The organism is Flavobacterium sp. LHD-80 (assembly GCF_030929605.1).
In the GTDB taxonomy this organism is placed as follows: domain Bacteria; phylum Bacteroidota; class Bacteroidia; order Flavobacteriales; family Flavobacteriaceae; genus Flavobacterium.
Window position 1 is genome coordinate 270,675 of sequence record NZ_JAVFVS010000002.1, and the last position, 16,961, is coordinate 287,635.

15 protein-coding genes are annotated in these 16,961 nt (G+C 34.0%); 12 read left to right on the forward strand and 3 right to left on the reverse strand.

Features of this window, described 5'->3' with window-relative positions; translation table 11 throughout:
- Window positions 1–111 precede the first annotated feature (111 nt).
- From metN to metQ, 3 genes are read left to right on the forward strand one after another with little or no spacing between them, the layout of a single operon-like run.
- Window positions 112–1,143, forward strand: coding sequence for a methionine ABC transporter ATP-binding protein MetN (gene metN / locus RB619_RS04160; protein ID WP_308094550.1), 1,032 nt, complete (start codon window positions 112–114; stop codon window positions 1,141–1,143).
- Entirely contained in the window at window positions 1,136–1,789 is a 654-nt protein-coding gene (locus RB619_RS04165; RefSeq protein WP_308094552.1) for a methionine ABC transporter permease MetI, read from the forward strand. The genes metN and RB619_RS04165 overlap by 8 nt, the downstream gene beginning before the upstream one ends.
- A gap of 44 nt (window positions 1,790–1,833) precedes the next feature.
- The gene (gene metQ / locus RB619_RS04170; RefSeq protein WP_308094554.1) at window positions 1,834–2,646 is read left to right on the forward strand and encodes a methionine ABC transporter substrate-binding lipoprotein MetQ; all 813 of its coding nucleotides are present in this window, start codon (window positions 1,834–1,836) and stop codon (window positions 2,644–2,646) included.
- An 82-nt stretch (window positions 2,647–2,728) separates the two neighbouring features.
- Here metQ and RB619_RS04175 read toward each other — a convergent pair whose 3' ends face one another.
- Window positions 2,729–3,913 (reverse strand): hypothetical protein, encoded by a 1,185-nt coding sequence (locus tag RB619_RS04175; protein WP_308094556.1) that lies wholly within the window; start codon window positions 3,911–3,913, stop codon window positions 2,729–2,731.
- 509 nt (window positions 3,914–4,422) lie between these two features.
- On the opposite strand from RB619_RS04175, the gene RB619_RS04180 reads away from it, so the two are divergent.
- The 4 genes from RB619_RS04180 (at window position 4,423) to RB619_RS04195 (ending at window position 8,904) form a co-directional block, all read left to right on the forward strand.
- Window positions 4,423–4,674 (forward strand): hypothetical protein, encoded by a 252-nt coding sequence (locus tag RB619_RS04180; RefSeq protein ID WP_308094558.1) that lies wholly within the window; start codon window positions 4,423–4,425, stop codon window positions 4,672–4,674.
- Between the two features lie 831 nt (window positions 4,675–5,505).
- Window positions 5,506–6,954, forward strand: coding sequence for an aspartate ammonia-lyase (locus RB619_RS04185; protein WP_308094560.1), 1,449 nt, complete (start codon window positions 5,506–5,508; stop codon window positions 6,952–6,954).
- Between the two features lie 24 nt (window positions 6,955–6,978).
- Window positions 6,979–8,046: a type II asparaginase gene (locus tag RB619_RS04190; protein WP_308094562.1), complete on the forward strand. Its 1,068-nt coding sequence runs from the start codon at window positions 6,979–6,981 to the stop codon at window positions 8,044–8,046.
- A gap of 120 nt (window positions 8,047–8,166) precedes the next feature.
- On the forward strand, window positions 8,167–8,904 hold the full coding sequence (locus RB619_RS04195) for a hypothetical protein (protein ID WP_308094564.1): 738 nt from the start codon (window positions 8,167–8,169) through the stop codon (window positions 8,902–8,904).
- 21 nt (window positions 8,905–8,925) lie between these two features.
- On the opposite strand, the gene RB619_RS04200 is transcribed toward RB619_RS04195, so the two are convergent.
- A complete protein-coding gene (locus RB619_RS04200) occupies window positions 8,926–9,999 on the reverse strand; it encodes a BamA/TamA family outer membrane protein (RefSeq protein WP_308094566.1) in 1,074 nt (357 codons plus the stop codon).
- 242 nt (window positions 10,000–10,241) lie between these two features.
- Between RB619_RS04200 and RB619_RS04205 the strand changes: the two genes are divergently transcribed.
- The 5 genes from RB619_RS04205 to RB619_RS04225 are packed head-to-tail and all read left to right on the forward strand — an operon-like array spanning window position 10,242 to window position 16,078.
- Window positions 10,242–11,576 carry a TolC family protein gene (locus tag RB619_RS04205; RefSeq protein WP_308094568.1) on the forward strand — a complete coding sequence of 445 codons (1,335 nt, stop codon included), beginning with the start codon at window positions 10,242–10,244 and terminating at the stop codon, window positions 11,574–11,576.
- An 11-nt stretch (window positions 11,577–11,587) separates the two neighbouring features.
- Window positions 11,588–12,649, forward strand: coding sequence for an HlyD family secretion protein (locus RB619_RS04210; protein WP_308094570.1), 1,062 nt, complete (start codon window positions 11,588–11,590; stop codon window positions 12,647–12,649).
- A gap of 3 nt (window positions 12,650–12,652) precedes the next feature.
- Complete coding sequence (locus tag RB619_RS04215) at window positions 12,653–14,221, forward strand: MFS transporter (protein ID WP_308094572.1); 1,569 nt, start codon at window positions 12,653–12,655, stop codon at window positions 14,219–14,221.
- A 33-nt stretch (window positions 14,222–14,254) separates the two neighbouring features.
- On the forward strand, window positions 14,255–14,947 hold the full coding sequence (locus RB619_RS04220; RefSeq protein WP_308094574.1) for an ion channel: 693 nt from the start codon (window positions 14,255–14,257) through the stop codon (window positions 14,945–14,947).
- 36 nt (window positions 14,948–14,983) lie between these two features.
- Window positions 14,984–16,078: an AI-2E family transporter gene (locus RB619_RS04225; protein WP_308094576.1), complete on the forward strand. Its 1,095-nt coding sequence runs from the start codon at window positions 14,984–14,986 to the stop codon at window positions 16,076–16,078.
- A 161-nt stretch (window positions 16,079–16,239) separates the two neighbouring features.
- Here RB619_RS04225 and RB619_RS04230 read toward each other — a convergent pair whose 3' ends face one another.
- A complete protein-coding gene (locus tag RB619_RS04230; RefSeq protein ID WP_308094578.1) occupies window positions 16,240–16,860 on the reverse strand; it encodes a hypothetical protein in 621 nt (206 codons plus the stop codon).
- Window positions 16,861–16,961 lie beyond the last annotated feature (101 nt).

Below are 16,961 nucleotides of genomic sequence, written 5' to 3' on the forward strand. Positions count from 1 at the left end.
ATGTTGTAATGCACTTTGTTGATCTGGCTTTTGTATAAAATAATAGTATTTATTTCTAAAGCCTTTCATGAGTATCTGAAAGGCTTTTTTGTTTTTAAATTGGAATAAGAAATGATTGAATTAAAAAATGTAACCAAAACTTTTCATCAGAAAGACAGAATTGTCACGGCACTTTCAGATGTTTCGCTTACGGTTCCGCCGGGAAAAATCTTTGGCGTAATTGGAACTTCTGGAGCAGGAAAAAGTACGCTGATTCGCTGTGTGAATTTATTGGAACGCCCAACTTCGGGAGAAATTATTGTTGACGGAAAAGCTTTGATGCAGTTGTCAAACAGTGAACTTGCGATTGAAAGAAGAGAAATCGGAATGATTTTTCAGCATTTTAATCTGCTTTCATCTCGAACGGTTTATGAAAATGTTGCTTTTCCGTTGGAATTGGCTGGAACTTCAAAAAGTGAAATTAAAACGAGAGTTTTAGAATTGCTAGAATTAGTTGGTTTGGCAGAAAAAGCAAATGATTATCCAGCAAGTCTTTCGGGCGGACAAAAGCAAAGAGTTGCGATTGCAAGAACTTTGGCAAATAACCCAAAAGTTTTATTGTGTGACGAAGCGACAAGTGCACTTGATCCGGCGACAACAAGATCGATTTTGAACTTATTGAAAGACATTAATAAACGTTTGAATATTACCATTTTGCTGATTACACACCAAATGGAAGTTGTAAAATCAATTTGTGATGAAGTGGCCGTTATTAACCACGGAAAATTAATAGAGCAGGGAAGTGTGGGCGAAATTTTTGCTGATCCAAAACATGAATTGACAAGAGAATTTATTTCTTCTTCATTGCATATTGATATTCCGGCAGTTTATCGGGAGAAATTAAAATCAGAAGATGACGGAAATCTTAATCCGTTATTGAAATTAGAAATGACAGGAAAATCAGTAAATGAACCTGTTATTTCAGAAGTTTCAAGGCTTTTTGACACTGATTTTAAAATTGTAAGCGCACAAATGGATCAGGCTGGCGAGGTTAATTTTGGTGTTATGCTGATTGAACTTTCAGGAAAACGCGAGAATTATGATGCAGCAATTCAATATTATAATTCAAAACACATTAAAACAGAAATTATAGGTTATGTCTGATTCAATTATAGATTTATTATTAAAAGGAACTTGGGAAACCATTGTAATGACATTTGTTTCTGGTTTTTTCGGATTTTTATTGGGACTTCCTACAGGAATTTTATTGTTCCTTACTCGTAAAAATCAAATTCTAGAACAGCCGGTTTTAAACAGAAGTTTATCGGTTTTGGTAAATATTTTTCGTTCTATTCCATTCATTATTTTAATAGTTTGGATGATTCCGTTTACGCGTGCGATTGTGGGAACTTCAATTGGAGTAAGTGCCGCTTTGGTTCCGTTAAGTATTGGTGCAGCGCCATTTATTGCACGTTTGGTAGAAAACAGTCTTTTAAGTCTGCCTTCTGGATTAATTGAGGCAGCGAGAGCTCTGGGCGCAACGCCGTTTCAAATTGTATATAAAGTATTACTTCCAGAAGCTTTGCCTTCTTTAATAAATGCAGCTTCAATTACCTTAATTACACTTGTAGGTTATTCTGCAATGGGCGGAGCTGTTGGAGCTGGCGGACTAGGGCAAGTGGGTTATCAATACGGATATATTGGTTATGATGCCGTAACAATGAATTCGGTTTTGGCATTGCTTGTCATTTTAGTATTCGTGATTCAGTTTGCGGGAGACCGATTATCAAAACGATTTGATCATAGATAAGCATCAATTAATAATTTATAATTAACAATTAATAATTAAAACATATGAAATTAAATATTTTAAAAACTGCTGGGGTTTTAGCTTTGGCACTTGTGTTATCAAATTGTGGGAAAAGCAAAAACAATGATCCACATTTTATTAAAGTTGGAGTTGCTTCTGGACCAGAATTAAAAGTAGCTGAAGCAGCTAAAAAAGTAGCAAAAGAAAAATTCGGATTAGAAGTTGAATTGGTTTCTTTCAATGATTATGTTGTTCCTAACGAAGCTTTAAGTCAAGGAGATATTGATGCTAATGCTTTTCAGCATAAACCTTATTTAGACGAGCAATCGAAACAGCGTGGTTATAAATTGGCGATTATCGGAAAAACATTTGTTTACCCGATTGCAGCATATTCGAAAAAAATAAAAAATCTTTCGGAATTGAAAAACGAAAGCACTATTATCATTCCGAATGACCCAACAAACGGGGGGCGTTCCTTATTGCTTTTGCAGAAAAATGGCTTGTTGAAATTGAAAGACGGCGTTGGTTTGCTTCCGAAAGTAACTGATATCATAAGTAATCCTAAAAACTTAAAAATATTAGAATTAGAAGCACCGCAATTGCCACGTGCTTTAGATGATGCAAATGTTTCAATCGCTATTATTAATAATACATTTGCTTCTGCAGCAGGATTGGTTCCTTCTCGTGATGCGTTATTTGTTGAAGATAAAGAATCACCTTATGTGAATTTGGTTGTGAGCCGTGAAGACAACAAAAACGACGAAAGAGTAAAACAGTTTTTACAAGCTTTTCAATCTCCTGAAGTTGAAAAAGCTGCGGAGCAAGAATTTAAAGGTGGCGCTGTAAAAGGCTGGTAATTTAAATCTTAAATCGATTTTAGATAAAAAAAAGACAGTATCAATTTTGACACTGTCTTTTTTTTTTGAATAATTTGAAATCTTATTTAGCAGTTACTTGAAACCATGGAATTTCGAATTTTCCTTTCATTAAGTAAACATTCACTTCGTCATTTACTTGAGTATTTTCGTAAAAACTCTGATTAACAGTCACTCTTTCGCTTTCTTTTCGAGGTCCCCACGGAGTCAGATTTAAGTAATAGGTTTTGTTTTTGCCTGAGTTAATTCCTTTTTCTAAAACGACTGCATTAAATAGTTCTGGTTTAGAATTGTCATAAACACAGTTTACGGTTGTATAAGAGCCATAAGCATAACTCAAGGCGAGAAGCACAATACCAAATGCATTTAAGTAATCATACGCTTTTTCGTATTTGATATCTGAAACGCAGAATAATAAAATGGTGATGTAAATTATGGCAATTATGATCATTGGCACCCACAAATTTGAATAATCCAATATTTGAAAGTCTAATAAACTTCTTAAACATAATGCCAAAATAGACGCAAAGAGCCCCATAAAAATATTTGGATAAGCGGTATTCTTCTTTTCTCCAATTCTGATTAAACCTCTAAAATTCCTTAAAATGAAAAGGCAGATAATAGGAAATACGATACAAGGAACAATGGCATATTGATACGGTTTCGGAAAAAACAATAACCAGATTCCAGCAATTGCTCCAATTCCGTTTATAATTTTTGCAGTTTTACGAGCTTGAACGAGTTTTTGTTCTCTTTCAGTTTCATTCCATCCAAATTCTTGATTTTTTAGAATCTCTTTTTTCTCTTCGATTTCCTGAATTTTATCTAAATCAGGATAATCATTCTCTAAAAGCCATTCTTCTATTTCATCAGTTTTGCCAAAATAAGTACTGATTTTGATATTCTTTTTATTCTTGCTTTTGGGCTCGATTATAATAAACTTGTCATTTGTTCTGTATCCTTTGATTTCATGAAATAATAATTCTCTATTTGAAAGCGTGGTGACAGAATAAACTCTGTTTCGGTCAATTACAAATTTTCCTTTTATAATATCTAAAAGTGCAAATGTAAATACTGTAATCATTACAATCGAGAGCACAGCCATGAACCAATAGGCATCAGGCGCAATATCATTTTTTGTCGCAGGTATAAATGGCATTGCCAGCAGGAAAATAAAAAGTGCAATTAATAGCGGTGCACATATATAGATAATGATTCCCCATCCTTTAGCTATTTTGTATTCTTTCATTTTTAGCAGAAAATTGATTATTAAAAATTTGAGACAAACAAATATATAAGAAGATTTGTTCGTTTTGATGCCTATAACTGCGTTTTTTGTATCAAAAACGAGTTTTTAGAAATCAAAAAGAGTTCTGGTCAAGAAAATTGATGCAATTTTTTGGCCTTTATTTTTATGTAAAAAAGGGAAGAAGCAGGATTGAATTTTAACAATTGGTTTTCGTTTTTTAATCGAAAATCAGCGAATATCTTATGATTGTTAAAATCTAGATATAAAAAAATCCTTTTTATAAAAATGATTCATTTTAAGCTGTTCAAAAACAATAGGTTTCATTTTATAATATGAAACAGACTTGCATCAAAATTATATCTTTTAAGCTTTAATGTGACTTAACTTTATGAAATATTAGAATGTATATGTTGTTGTAATATAGTTTTTTATGAAATATTTTAGTTTTTATCATTTTCTTTTGTTTGACCAAAAAAAACCTAATTTATCTAATTTATAAATTGTATAGTATGTCTGTTCCCAAAGAATTATATAATTTAAAGTTTTCGGAGTATTTAGAATCCTTAAAGATTCTATATTCATTAGATGATAATTTTAAAACTATCTGTGATGATTACTGTGCAAGTACTCTTAAAACAGAAAAGTACAAGATGAAATTTGAAAAGTATTTTCAGTACAAACTTGAAGCTGAAAATTTATCCAAAGAATTAGAAGAAGAAATTTTAATCTACTTGATCAGAAATGGTTGGGATAAGAAATAAAGAATTGTAGAAGTTTTTTAGTTTATTTAATTAGTAAGTTGTAAAATCTCATTTCATTTGAAATGAGATTTTTTCGTTTTTGGCACTTTTTTCTGTTCCAAAGAAATAAAAAATCGAATCACATAAAACTTTTTTAGTCTTTTAAATTGAAGCCGTTTTTTGAGCTTTGAAAATCTAAACCTATGACGGTTTTAACGATTGTTTAAGGCTGTTTTTTGGAGAGATTGTTTTAAATGTCAGTATTTTCAGTGCTTTACAGGCTTGCTTTTCAATAAAAACCAACCATTTTTATGATGTTGCAAATTATAAAATGAAACAAAAAAGCTGGACTTTTATATGAGTTTACTTCGTAAATTTATAATCGTTTAGCATAAAATTCTAGAAAATCAATTTTCCTTCTAAAATGACTATAATGTTTTACTACGATTAGTATTAAGCCAAATATTTATTTCTGCATTTAATTAAACGCCAATACATTTCTACACGCAGCGTTGCTTTCTGAATTTAAATGCCAATTTCTTTTAAATACACGCCAAACTTTAGCCCCATAATTTAGTTCATTACTTGTAACAAACAATTTTAAACTATAGCTATTATGAAAAAAAAGTGTTTAAGTATGGTAAGGATAAGATATCCTGTCCTTCTAATTTGCTTTCTGACCATAAATCTCATACATGGTCGAGATGATGGAGTAAAAAAATATCAAAATCTATGATGAAAGAACAGATTATCGTACTTCATTGTAGTTAGATAAGACTCTGAATCAAAAATTATTGTTTGTAAAAATAATCACTGATAGTTCTAGGAAGAAACCAACAAAAAATAGAAACCATGTATAAAAAAATAAAATACATCCTACTGTGCAGTTTATGTATTACCTCTCTACAAGCGCAGACACGAACAGAAAAAGATCTTTTAGGCGAAAAACAAATTCCGAATAATGCCTATTACGGAGTTCAAACGGCCCGTGCACTTGAGAATTTCCAGATAAGTGGCATGACAACTCAATTTTATCCTGATTATGTTAGGGCTTTTGCAATGGTAAAATTAGCAGCAGCAAGAGCAAACGCAGATGTTGGCCGACTAAAAAAAGACCGACTCGCAGCGATCGAAAAAGCCTGTCAAGCGGTTATTGACGGAAAATACCACGATCAGTTTTTGGTTGATTTGTATCAAGGTGGCGCAGGAACATCTGCAAATATGAACGTCAATGAAGTTTTGGCTAATATCGCTCTTGAAATGAGCGGTCATAAAAAAGGAGAATATCAATTTATTGAACCTCATGATGATTTAAATATGGGGCAATCTACAAATGATGTTTACCCAACAGCGATAAAAGTAGCATTATTGCTTCATAACGATAAACTTATCAAAGAAGCCGAATTGCTTTCGCAATCCTTTCACAAAAAAGGAGATGAATTCAAAGATATATTAAAAATGGGACGCACAGAAGGGCAGGATGCTGTACCAATGACAGTTGGGCAAGAGTTTCACGCCTTTGGAAATCAGCTTGATGCCGAAATCAATGCGTTGCGCAAAGTCGAAGTCTTTTTATGCGAACAAAATATGGGCGCAACAGCAATTGGTACAGGAATTACAGCCTCACCAGGTTATGCTGAAAAAGTAGCGACTCATTTGGCGAAAATTACAGGAAAACCTATTGTAATGAGCAAAGACCTTATAGCGGCAACTACAAGTCAACAGGGATTTGTAATGTATTCGTCAACGCTTAAAAGTATGGCTGTTGCAGTTGCAAAAATCAGCAGTGATCTTATTATTCTGGCTTCTGGGCCTCGTACAGGTATTTTTGAAATTAATTTGCCTGCGCTTCAGCCTGGATCTTCAATTATGCCAGGTAAAGTTAATCCCGTAATGCCAGAACTTATGGGCCAGCTTTGCTTTAAAGTAATAGGAAATGATTTAACCGTAACTATTGCGGCTCAATCTGGATTATTGCAGTTAAATGCATATGAGCCAATTGAAGCAATTGCCATGATGGAATCGCAGGGATTGTTTTTTAAATCTTTTCCATTATTCAGAAAAAATTGCATTGACGGCATTACAGTAAACAAAGATATATTAAATCATTATATGGAAAGAAGCGTTGGTATTGTCACCGCTCTAAATCCAGTATTAGGATATGAAAAAACGACAGAATTGGCTAAGGAAGCACTTGCAACAAACAAAGGAATCCTAGAGCTTATACGTGAAAAGAAACTGCTGACAGAAGATCAAATCAAAAAACTTCTGGATCCTGCCAGCTTAACAGGTCAAAAATAACTCTCAACATAAAAATCAATAATTATGAAATTAAACTTATCATTTTCTAAGAAAATTCTTTTGTTGCTATTGTTATCGCTTAGCATCAGTATGTTTGGACAGGCAAAACCTAAAGTTCTTATATTGGCAACTGGAGGAACAATTGCCGGAGCAGCTAAAACCGGCGTACAATCAGGATATACATCGGGTCAGGTTACTATTGATGCCATGGTAAATGCTGTTCCAGACGCATTAAAATTGGCAGATATTAAAGGAGAACAGGTTGCAAATGTTGGATCTCAAGACATGTCGTTTGAGATTATGCTAAAAGTAGCCAACAGAATTAATGAATTGGCATCCAGTAAAGATTACGATGGTTTTGTGATTACACATGGAACTGACACTATGGAAGAAACAGCTTATTTTTTAAATCTTGTTGTAAAAACAGATAAACCTGTTGTACTCGTTGGATCAATGCGCCCTTCAACAGCAATTAGTGCTGACGGACCTTTGAATTTATATAATGCAATCGCGGTAGCGGCTGACCCAAAAGCAAAAGGTCATGGTGTACTTTTAGTAATGAACGACTGGATTCATTCGGCTCAGGCATTGACAAAAGTAAGCACTACAGCTGTTCAGACTTTTATGTCGCCTATACGCGGACTTATAGGAACAACTTCTTATGGAATAAATGATTTTTACCATTATCCTGATCAGAAATATGGAAAAACTTCTGAATTTGATGTGAAAGGTGTTACAGCTTTTCCACGTGTTGATATTATTTATGCTGATGCTGATATGAAAGCCGATTTGATAGATGCATCAATTGAAAGAGGCGCTAAAGGAATTGTAATTGCCGGAGTTGGAAATGGAAATATGAATAAAGAATCGCTTGATGCTTGCGCAAGAGCCAGCAAAAAAGGAATTATCGTAGTAAGAAGTTCGCGCGTTGCAACAGGAATTGTGGGACGTAACGTTGAATGCAATGATGATGAATTAGGGCTTATTGCATCGTATGGATTAAATCCGCAAAAGTCTAGAATCCTATTGACAGTGGCACTGCTTAAGCCTAGAAAATTGGACGAACTCCAAAAAATATTCTTAGAATATTAAGTTCTGATTGAAACGAAAATTGGTTTCATATTTTTTATAATTGGTTTAGTTAATGATGGCCGAATAGGTTTTATTATTTATGGTTTAATAAAACCTATAAAGCTGTTTTAAAATATTTATATGCTGGATGCTTTTTTATTTGGGTTATTAGCAACATCTTCCTTAGTTCTGGGAGGTATAATTGCTATTCGATTTAATTTAAGCAACAGCCTCATCGGAAAAATTATGGGATTTGGAGCGGGAACTTTGATTTCGGCCATTTCTTACGAATTAGTTTTCGAAGCCGTAAAACTAGGCAGAGGGAGCAATTATCCCACTTTTGGTTTTTTTAGTGGCGCCTTATTATTTTATGGGGCAGACCGACTTATTGGTCATTTTGGTGCTAAAAACAGGTTGAAAATCGGTGCAGCAAAAGAATCAAGTTTAATTGTTCCAATGGTTTTAGCGATCATACTTGACGGAATTCCAGAATCAATTATTATCGGGCTAGGTTTTTTTAAACATCAAACAGGAAGTTTAGCGATGCTGGTTGCCGTTTTTATTTCAAATTTGCCCGAAGCAATTGCGGGATCATCTGGAATGAAAAAAGGAAATTGGAGCAATAAAAAAATAATATTGCTCTGGGTATTTATTACGCTTTTGTGTGCTTTGGCTTCTTTGGCAGGCTATTCTGTTTTTGGAGATGCCTCAAACGAATGGCTTTCTTTTATTCAGGCTTTTGCAGGCGGTGCAATATTAATGATGCTTGCAAATTCAATGATTCCAGAGGCTTATGAACACGGACATAAATCGGCGGGAGTTTATACCGTAATTGGATTTTTTGTTTCGGTTTGTGTGGTTGTTTACGAAAACATGTGATAAAAAAATTATTTGCAAGTTTTAAAAAGCTTCGCCAATTCTAAAATAAATTCCCCAATCGCCTTTTCCCACAGCACCGTCAAGACCAACGTTGAATTTTTCATTTTTAAAAGCTCTGTAACGATAGCCAACGCCAGCTCCGGGATATAATTTCCAGTCAAAACTTGGCGTATCTGAACCATAAATAGTGGCTACGCCGGCAAAACCAACAACTCCCATTCTTTTATGAAAATTATATCTGTATTCGCCTTGTAAAGCCATAAGACCATCACCACGATATTTTCCTTCAGAATAACCTCTGATGTCATCATTGCCAATCGTTACTTGTTGTTCAAATGCAATATCTCCTAATCCGAATTTGCCTGAAAAACGTGCCGCAAGAACATCAGTCTTATTACGCATCGGAAAATAAGTATTATACTCTGAGATAATTTTATTGGCATTGACATCATTGCCAAACCATTCAGGATAACTAATCCATCTTGCTCTTATTTTATTGCCCGTTGTAGGATAATAAACAGCATCTCTGGTATCATAAAGCGCAATGACTTGCAAACCATTTGTGTGAGAAGTAGAGGCAGGCTGAATATCATCTTGATAAGTAGTGTCATAATGTGCGTATGAATAACCAAGTCCGCCGTAGAAGGATTTGAATATTTTTCGAAGTCCGCTTACACTGATCAAATTTGTTTTGGTTCCGTAATCATAAAAATCACCAGAGTCAAAATCATCCATAAAAAATTGTGCGTTTTGATTTCCAGTCATGATAAAAAGCTGTGCGCGCCATTTGTCTTCATTAAAATGCCATTTATTGAAAGAACATACAAAATAAGATTTGTTAGTAGTATAAATAGCAGAAATACCAGATAATGATTTTGGCGAAATTGTATCGGCTTTATTTGTTTTGTACATCATCATTGGGATAGCACCAAACATAAAATCCATAGTCCTGTTGTAGCTGATGTAAGGCATGACGTTAAAATCAATATTCTTAGTGGGAGTCTTTGCTGTTGAAGTGCTGTCGGTTGATTTTGATTGTGCCAATGAACCAAAAGTAACCAAAAGCAACAGCGCATATATTGAATTTTTATACATAGTAGATTGAGATAAAATTAGGAAAAAGCCTTGTTTATCATCTAAGTTAAAATGTATTTATTTTTTAAGACACTTCAATGCGGTTTAAAGTGTTTCATTTTATAATATGAAACAAGTTCGTCCAATTTTCTGATTAAGAATTCTTTACATTTATTTACTAAAAGTAGAATTTCCAAGTTTTAAATTTTCATTATTCAGACAAAAGCAATGTGCAGCTATAAAGTTTAAAAATTTAAAAGTCAATGAATTATTTTCAGTTAAGAGATTTTAAATTAAAGTTTTGGGCTTTAATCTTCAGTTGTGTCCATATAAGTTTTGGGCAACAGGACAGTCTTGGAACTGCAAAAATACTAAAGCTTGATGAGGCAATTATTTTAGGAATTCAGAACAATCGCCAGCTTAAAATTGCTAATACTGATTTGGCCATTGCCAATGAAAATGTCGGTCAGGCCAAAATTGCAAAAATGCCACGTATAGGTGTCAACGGAGGTTATACCTATATAGGCGATCCTAAAATTTATGAAGGTTTTTATGAGAGCAATATTTCTGTAGATTATTATAATCATCAGGCTTTCGCCAATATTATTTCGTCATTGCCAATTTACGCCGGTAGCGCCATCAACAAACGAATCGATCAGCAGGAACTTTTAAGCCAAATGCAACAATCTGTCGTAAAAATGACAGAAGCCGATGTAAAAAATGCCATTACAGAGCAATATTTTACACTCGAAAAATTGTACCGCCAAATTGAAGTAACAAAGCAAAATATTATCAACACGGATCTGCGAATCAGACAGTTACAATCGCGTGTCAATAATGGACAAAATATCAAAAGTGATCTTTTAAGAACAGAATTGCAACAGTCAAATTTTAAAGTGTCTGTTTTTAGAAGTACAAATACAATACAATTGATCAGCAATTATCTGGATATTTTGATTGGTTTTCCAACAAATACCATTTTAAAACCAGTAGTAGCAGAAAGTATGCTTCCGACAGAAAACCTAAATCTGCAGGAAAGTTTAGCCGAAGCGTATCAAAACAGAGAAGAAATAAAGCGTGCCGAAATTAAAATCAAATTATCTGAATCGTCTTTGAGTTTGACCAAAAGCGGTTTTATGCCTAATATAAATGCCAACCTGATTTTGAACACCGAATATCCTGCACAATGGCCAAATTATGTCAATCTTCTTAATTATTGGGCAGCAGGCGTTTCATTGAATTGGGATGTTTCAAGTTTTTATAATTTAAAACACCGCATTTCTGGCGATAGATTGGAAATTGATAAAAGCAATATTGCTTTGCAGGTAACTAAAGATCAGATAAGCACAGAGGTAAAAAATGCCTATGTACGATATGCCGAAAGCAAAGAAAATATTAAAACTTATAAAAAAGATGTTGAGCTGTCTATGAGCAATTATAAAATTGTAAAAAGCCGCTACGATAATGATTTTGCATTAATCAGCGAAATAGTTGATGCCGAATTACAGCTGAACAACTCCCGAATTTCATTGGTGAATGCCAATCTCGATTTAATAATTCAATATTATTCGCTGCAATATGCAATGGGAAAACTTTAATATAAAAGATTATGAGCGAAGAAAATACAGAAAACGAAGCCCTTCAAAAAGATAAAAAAAGAAATACCATTCTTACTGTGCTGTCTTTTGTTTTTTTGATTGCAGGCAGTTTGTGGATTTTGAGTTTGTTTTTTGATTTTAATACTTACGAAACAACGAATAATGCTCAGGTTGAAGCCTATATCAACAGTGTGGCAGCAAGAGCGACTGGCCATATTAAAGAAATTAAGTTTGAGGCCAATCAATTTGTTCATAAAGGAGATACGCTCGTAGTTCTTGATGATGCGGAGTATTTTATAAAAGTAATGCAGGCCGAAGCAGATTTGGATATAGCCGAAGGGAATCTTCATTCATTGGAACAAAATATTACCACATCAGCATCCAATCAAGCATCTGGGAAAGAGAAATTGGCGGGTGATATGGCGAGTCTTGAAAAAGCACAAAAAGATTATCAACGCTTTAAAAACATGTATGCTGATTCGGCCGTGACTAGAAACCAATATGATCAGGTAATTTCTAAATTGAAATCGGAAGAGGCGTATGTAAAAGCCGGTCAAAAAAGTTTGGAAGCAAGCACTTCGGTAACCAAGCAAAGCAGTATTAACCTCGAAGCGGCCAGAGCAACAGTAGCTCGTAAAAAAGCAGATTTAGATGCGGCAAGACTTCAATTGTCCTATACAATTGTATTTGCACCCGGTGACGGATATGTGGGAGAACGCAATTTGTCTATTGGAGAATTAATTAACACCAATCAAACTGTAGCCACAATTGTTCTAAGCGAAAAATTATGGATTTCGGCGAATTTCAAAGAAACCCAGATCGAAAAAATAAAACCCGGACAAGAAGTTACCATTACAATCGATGCGCTCGACGGGAAAGAGTTCAAAGGAAAAGTAACTGGATTTTCGCCAGCAACTGGAGCCAAGTTTTCGATGGTTGAACCGGATAATTCGACAGGAAACTTTGTGAAAATCACACAACGGATTCCAGTAAGAATCGAATTTGAAAATTCCGCAAAAGACTTGCGGGATGTTAGACCAGGAATGAATGTAACAGTCGACGTAAAAAAATAACAGATGATTGCAGGAAAAAAAGGAAGCATTTTTACCCTTTTAGGACTTTATATCCTAACCATTCCTTTTTTTAATGGCCTGAATGTCACAGCTTATGATAATTTGCAGATAATGGGACATTTTGGAGCTTCGACAACCGTTTTTACATATTCCATTTATATTCCCATTTTTGCGATGCTTGCCTTTATGCCTTTAGGATTAAAATTAGGAAAGCAAATCAAGATCAGGACTATGATTTTGTCCGTCAGTTTTTTGTCTCTTTTGTTTAATACAGCTTTGCTATTTGTATCAAGTATCGAGTGGTTTGTTTTTTTTAGATCCCTTTTGGCCATTATTTCTGTCATTGGAATATTTGCTTCGATGGTTCCCATTTTATTAAAATACAATCCTGTTTTTAATATGGCATTGCTGTACGGCATTCTGCAATTTATTCAAAAAGGGAGCCAGCATCTGTATCAATATTTTGGGACTCATTTTACGAGTTTTCATAATTGGACTTTCGGAATTTACTTTCTAAATGTCAACTTTTTGATCGGTATTATTTTGGCTTGGTTTTTTTATAAAGCCGATGTTGCTCCAATGAAACAAAAATTTCAATTTGATTGGAGAGGATGGATAATCATGATTTTATTTTTTATTATTATTCTCTTTTTATGTGCCGAAGGACAGACCAGAAATTGGTTAAGTGATCCAAAAATCTGTTTGGCAATTGGATTTCTCTTTATAACAATGGGAATATATTTACTGCATGTCCGATTTACAGCTGAACCCATTATTGATCCAGATGTTTATAAATATAAAAATGTGGTTATTGGCGCTTTTTTGATGTTTTACATCGGAATACTGAATGGCACCGGAAGCGTAGTAACAGGTTATATGACAAACGTTTTAGGGTTTGATCCTGTGCTTAATGCGTTGACACATTTGGCATTATTGTTTGGTTTGTGTTTGTCAATTCCCATTTCAACCTATCTTTTATATAAACGAATTTATCTGGCAACCATCTGGATTATAGGTTTTGCTTGCTACGGAATATATCATATCGTTCTCTTTTTTAGATTTTATCCTGGAATTGATTCCTCTGATTTTTTTCTGCCCTTGGTTTTTAAAGGCATCGGAATGGGATTTCTCTTTCCTGTTTCCTTATTATATATTTCAGAAGGCGTGCCACCACAATTAAGCACTTCAAGAATGATGAGCGGTATTATCGCGCAGGCTGTATTTGCTTCACTTTTAGGAGGAGCTATTTTAGGAACATTTATTTCGAATATGAATGTGCAGCATAAAACAGGATTAAGCCAGCAATTGACAGAAGTGAATAAAATGGCAGAAAATCAATTGGTTAACTCAAAAAAGAAATTCTTATACATGGGATTATCCGATGCTGAGGCACAAAAAAAAGCCGAAAAAAGTCTTTCGAATCAGACGTCGCAAGCTTCCATATTATTAGCCTATAAAGATGTTTATCTTGTCATGTCTGCAATTTGTTTTATGCCCATTTTTATTATTCTTCTCTTCAAACTTTGGCGCAGGCCAATAGGAAAAGTAGAAGTAGAGCCAATACCAATTTAAGTTTCTAAAGCATTTGAAATAAAACGATTAATTATGAGAGCAAAAAACAATCGCCTTTTATATAATCTCTGGGCTAAAGAAAGCGGGCTGGGAGGCATGCTTATCTTGCTTTTTATTATGCATTTTATTGCCATTCCATTTTTTGGAAGTTATCCGCGTTTTATGGTCGGACTCAATATTTTTTGGATGCTTTTTTTGTTTGCGGGAATTTTTTCGCTTTCAAAACATAAAAAGCAGGCGTTTGTAATTTCAATTATTCCCATTCTGTTTGTCATCATTCAGTGGATTGATTATTTCAACCGAAACATCATTATTTTATTTGCCGACCTCTTTTTGACTATCGCGGTCATGGGACTCTTGATTACTTTGGTTTTAAGAAAAGTTTTAGAGCCGGGACCCGTTACAACTTATCGTATTATAGGCTCAGTTGTAGTTTATATGCTTCTAGTTCATCTTTGGTGCACCTTGTATTTATTTCTTTTTAGACATATTGAAGGTTCTTTTAATATAGTCGAATCTAAATTTGAAATCAATAGCGATCAGGCCAGTTTTATGTATTTCAGTTATATCAGCATTACTTCGACGGGTTTTGGCGAAATAGTGCCGTTGCATCCTTTGGCGCGTTCTTTAGTCCAGATTGAAGTTCTCACTGGAGTTTTATACCCCGTAATCTTAATAGGAAGATTAGTTTCAGATGCCAATTTTTCTATGAGTAAGCAAGAATAATCAAATTAAACCAATCATATCTAAATCAAAATAAACATGGAAACATCAAATTCTACTAAACGCAAAGAGCTCTTTGATACTATTTTACAGTTGTTTTTCATTTTCCTTATTGTAGGATTTTGTCTAAAATTACTGTTGCCTTTTTTTATGCCGATTCTTTGGGCGGTAATACTTTCAGTGGTATTTCTTCCTTTATTTGATTTTCTGCAAAAAGTATTAAAAGGCCGAAAAACATTGGCTTCAGTAATCATTACGATTGTAATAATTGCTATTATGTTAGTGCCTTTGATTTATTTTCTAAAAGCGGCAACAGCTAATTTTTTAGAACTGAAAAGCAGTTTTGATAATGGCACTCTTAAAATTTCGCCTCCCGGACAATCTATAAAGGAGTGGCCGATAATAGGGAAACCTTTGTATGAATTTTTGCTTGCGATGTCAACAGATTTAGAGCAGGGTGTAATTAAATACCAAGATCAGATAAAAGAGTTTTCGACAAAAATTATGGGAAGCATTTTAAGTTCTGGTGCGGCGTTTTTGCAGTTTATCTTATCGGTTATTATTGCTGGTATTTTGTTAGTGACACCTGGCGCCAAAGTTTTTGCTATGAAATTCCTTAGAAAAATTGCAGGAAATGAAGCAGATGAAATCATGACCATTTCTGTTTCAACGATTTACCAAGTTGTAAAAGGAATATTAGGCGTTGCCGTGATTCAGACTATTATTCAGGCCATCGGATTGTTTTTAGCCGATATTCCATATGCCGGAATTCTGACTTTAATATGCCTGATATTTTCGATTTTACAGATTGGGCCAATCATTATTAATATTGGTGTAATTGTTTATTTATTCTCAACAGGCGATTCAGGCTACGCGATTTTCTGGACGATATTTTTCATCATCAGCGGATTATCTGATAATGTTTTGAAACCACTTTTATTGGGTAAAGGAGCGCTCGTGCCAATGCTTGTTATTTTCCTTGGCGTTATAGGCGGATTTATTATGTCAGGCTTTATAGGGTTGTTTGTTGGGCCAATCGTTTTTTCAATTGGTTATAAATTGTTCATTGCTTGGGTTAATGATAATCAAGAGCCAATTGTTGATCCTTTAGAAGTTCCTGAATCTTTAGAATAAGTTTGTTTTGAATTAGTATAAAACCAAAATCTCAAAGATTTTGTCATTTCGACGAAGGAGAAATCTTCGCGAGTAGCTCCACAACGAAAATCCAATCTTTGTAGAGTTTCTTGCGAAGATTTCTCCTTCGTCGAAATGACAATATTGAAGCCGTATTTAAGTTACTCTTTATACAAAACAATCGTAGCTTTATAGCCAGTTCCAACATTCCATTGACTGGATTCAATTACAGCGCCTTTGTCGTCATATACTTGAAATTCGGCTGTATTTGGTGAAGCTGATCCTTCGTTTAAAGCTTCAAAATCAATTTTATTAATTCCTGGAACCAATGTTATTTTAAAACCTTGATATTCTCCATTCATTGTAACTTCGGGCTCAATTATCTTATCGTTTAAATATACTTTAATTTTATCGCCATCTACAAAAGCAGCGTCGCGATAACGAATTGTTGAAGTATAAGTTGATGTTTTAAAGCTTCCTAAAAATTGATTTTGTCTGTAAAAAATGCCTTCTACATTTGCTGGTGTTTTATACAAATTGGTATCCTTAAATAATTCTTTAGGATCAATTTTAGAAGGATCTGGTTTTTCAACAGGCGCAGGCGGATTAACTTTTGGAGCTTCTTCTTTTGGCGGAACAACTTCTTTTGTTTTTGGAGTTTTCGCCGGAATTGGCTTGTATTTGTTATCCAGTTCTTTTTGCGCATATCCTTGAATCGAAATACCGATTACAAGAATTAAAGTCAAAAATCCTATTCTATTTTTCAATTGTAATAAATGCATATACTCTTTAAATTAATTTGTTTATCTCTTTATGTATAAACAAGTAATTAAAGCATTTATTGCCTTTTAAACCAATTTTAGGTTATTGATAGTTTGGCTTT

What these genes read in the sequence shown, in the direction of transcription:
- metN (WP_308094550.1), top strand. Translation starts at nt 112, where the DNA reads ATGATTGAATTAAAAAATGTAACCAAAACTTTTCATCAGAAAGACAGA.
- RB619_RS04165 (WP_308094552.1), top strand. Translation starts at nt 1,136, where the DNA reads ATGTCTGATTCAATTATAGATTTATTATTAAAAGGAACTTGGGAAACC.
- metQ (WP_308094554.1), top strand. Translation starts at nt 1,834, where the DNA reads ATGAAATTAAATATTTTAAAAACTGCTGGGGTTTTAGCTTTGGCACTT.
- RB619_RS04175 (WP_308094556.1), bottom strand. Translation starts at nt 3,913, where the DNA reads ATGAAAGAATACAAAATAGCTAAAGGATGGGGAATCATTATCTATATA.
- RB619_RS04180 (WP_308094558.1), top strand. Translation starts at nt 4,423, where the DNA reads ATGTCTGTTCCCAAAGAATTATATAATTTAAAGTTTTCGGAGTATTTA.
- RB619_RS04185 (WP_308094560.1), top strand. Translation starts at nt 5,506, where the DNA reads ATGTATAAAAAAATAAAATACATCCTACTGTGCAGTTTATGTATTACC.
- RB619_RS04190 (WP_308094562.1), top strand. Translation starts at nt 6,979, where the DNA reads ATGAAATTAAACTTATCATTTTCTAAGAAAATTCTTTTGTTGCTATTG.
- RB619_RS04195 (WP_308094564.1), top strand. Translation starts at nt 8,167, where the DNA reads ATGCTGGATGCTTTTTTATTTGGGTTATTAGCAACATCTTCCTTAGTT.
- RB619_RS04200 (WP_308094566.1), bottom strand. Translation starts at nt 9,999, where the DNA reads ATGTATAAAAATTCAATATATGCGCTGTTGCTTTTGGTTACTTTTGGT.
- RB619_RS04205 (WP_308094568.1), top strand. Translation starts at nt 10,242, where the DNA reads ATGAATTATTTTCAGTTAAGAGATTTTAAATTAAAGTTTTGGGCTTTA.
- RB619_RS04210 (WP_308094570.1), top strand. Translation starts at nt 11,588, where the DNA reads ATGAGCGAAGAAAATACAGAAAACGAAGCCCTTCAAAAAGATAAAAAA.
- RB619_RS04215 (WP_308094572.1), top strand. Translation starts at nt 12,653, where the DNA reads ATGATTGCAGGAAAAAAAGGAAGCATTTTTACCCTTTTAGGACTTTAT.
- RB619_RS04220 (WP_308094574.1), top strand. Translation starts at nt 14,255, where the DNA reads ATGAGAGCAAAAAACAATCGCCTTTTATATAATCTCTGGGCTAAAGAA.
- RB619_RS04225 (WP_308094576.1), top strand. Translation starts at nt 14,984, where the DNA reads ATGGAAACATCAAATTCTACTAAACGCAAAGAGCTCTTTGATACTATT.
- RB619_RS04230 (WP_308094578.1), bottom strand. Translation starts at nt 16,860, where the DNA reads ATGCATTTATTACAATTGAAAAATAGAATAGGATTTTTGACTTTAATT.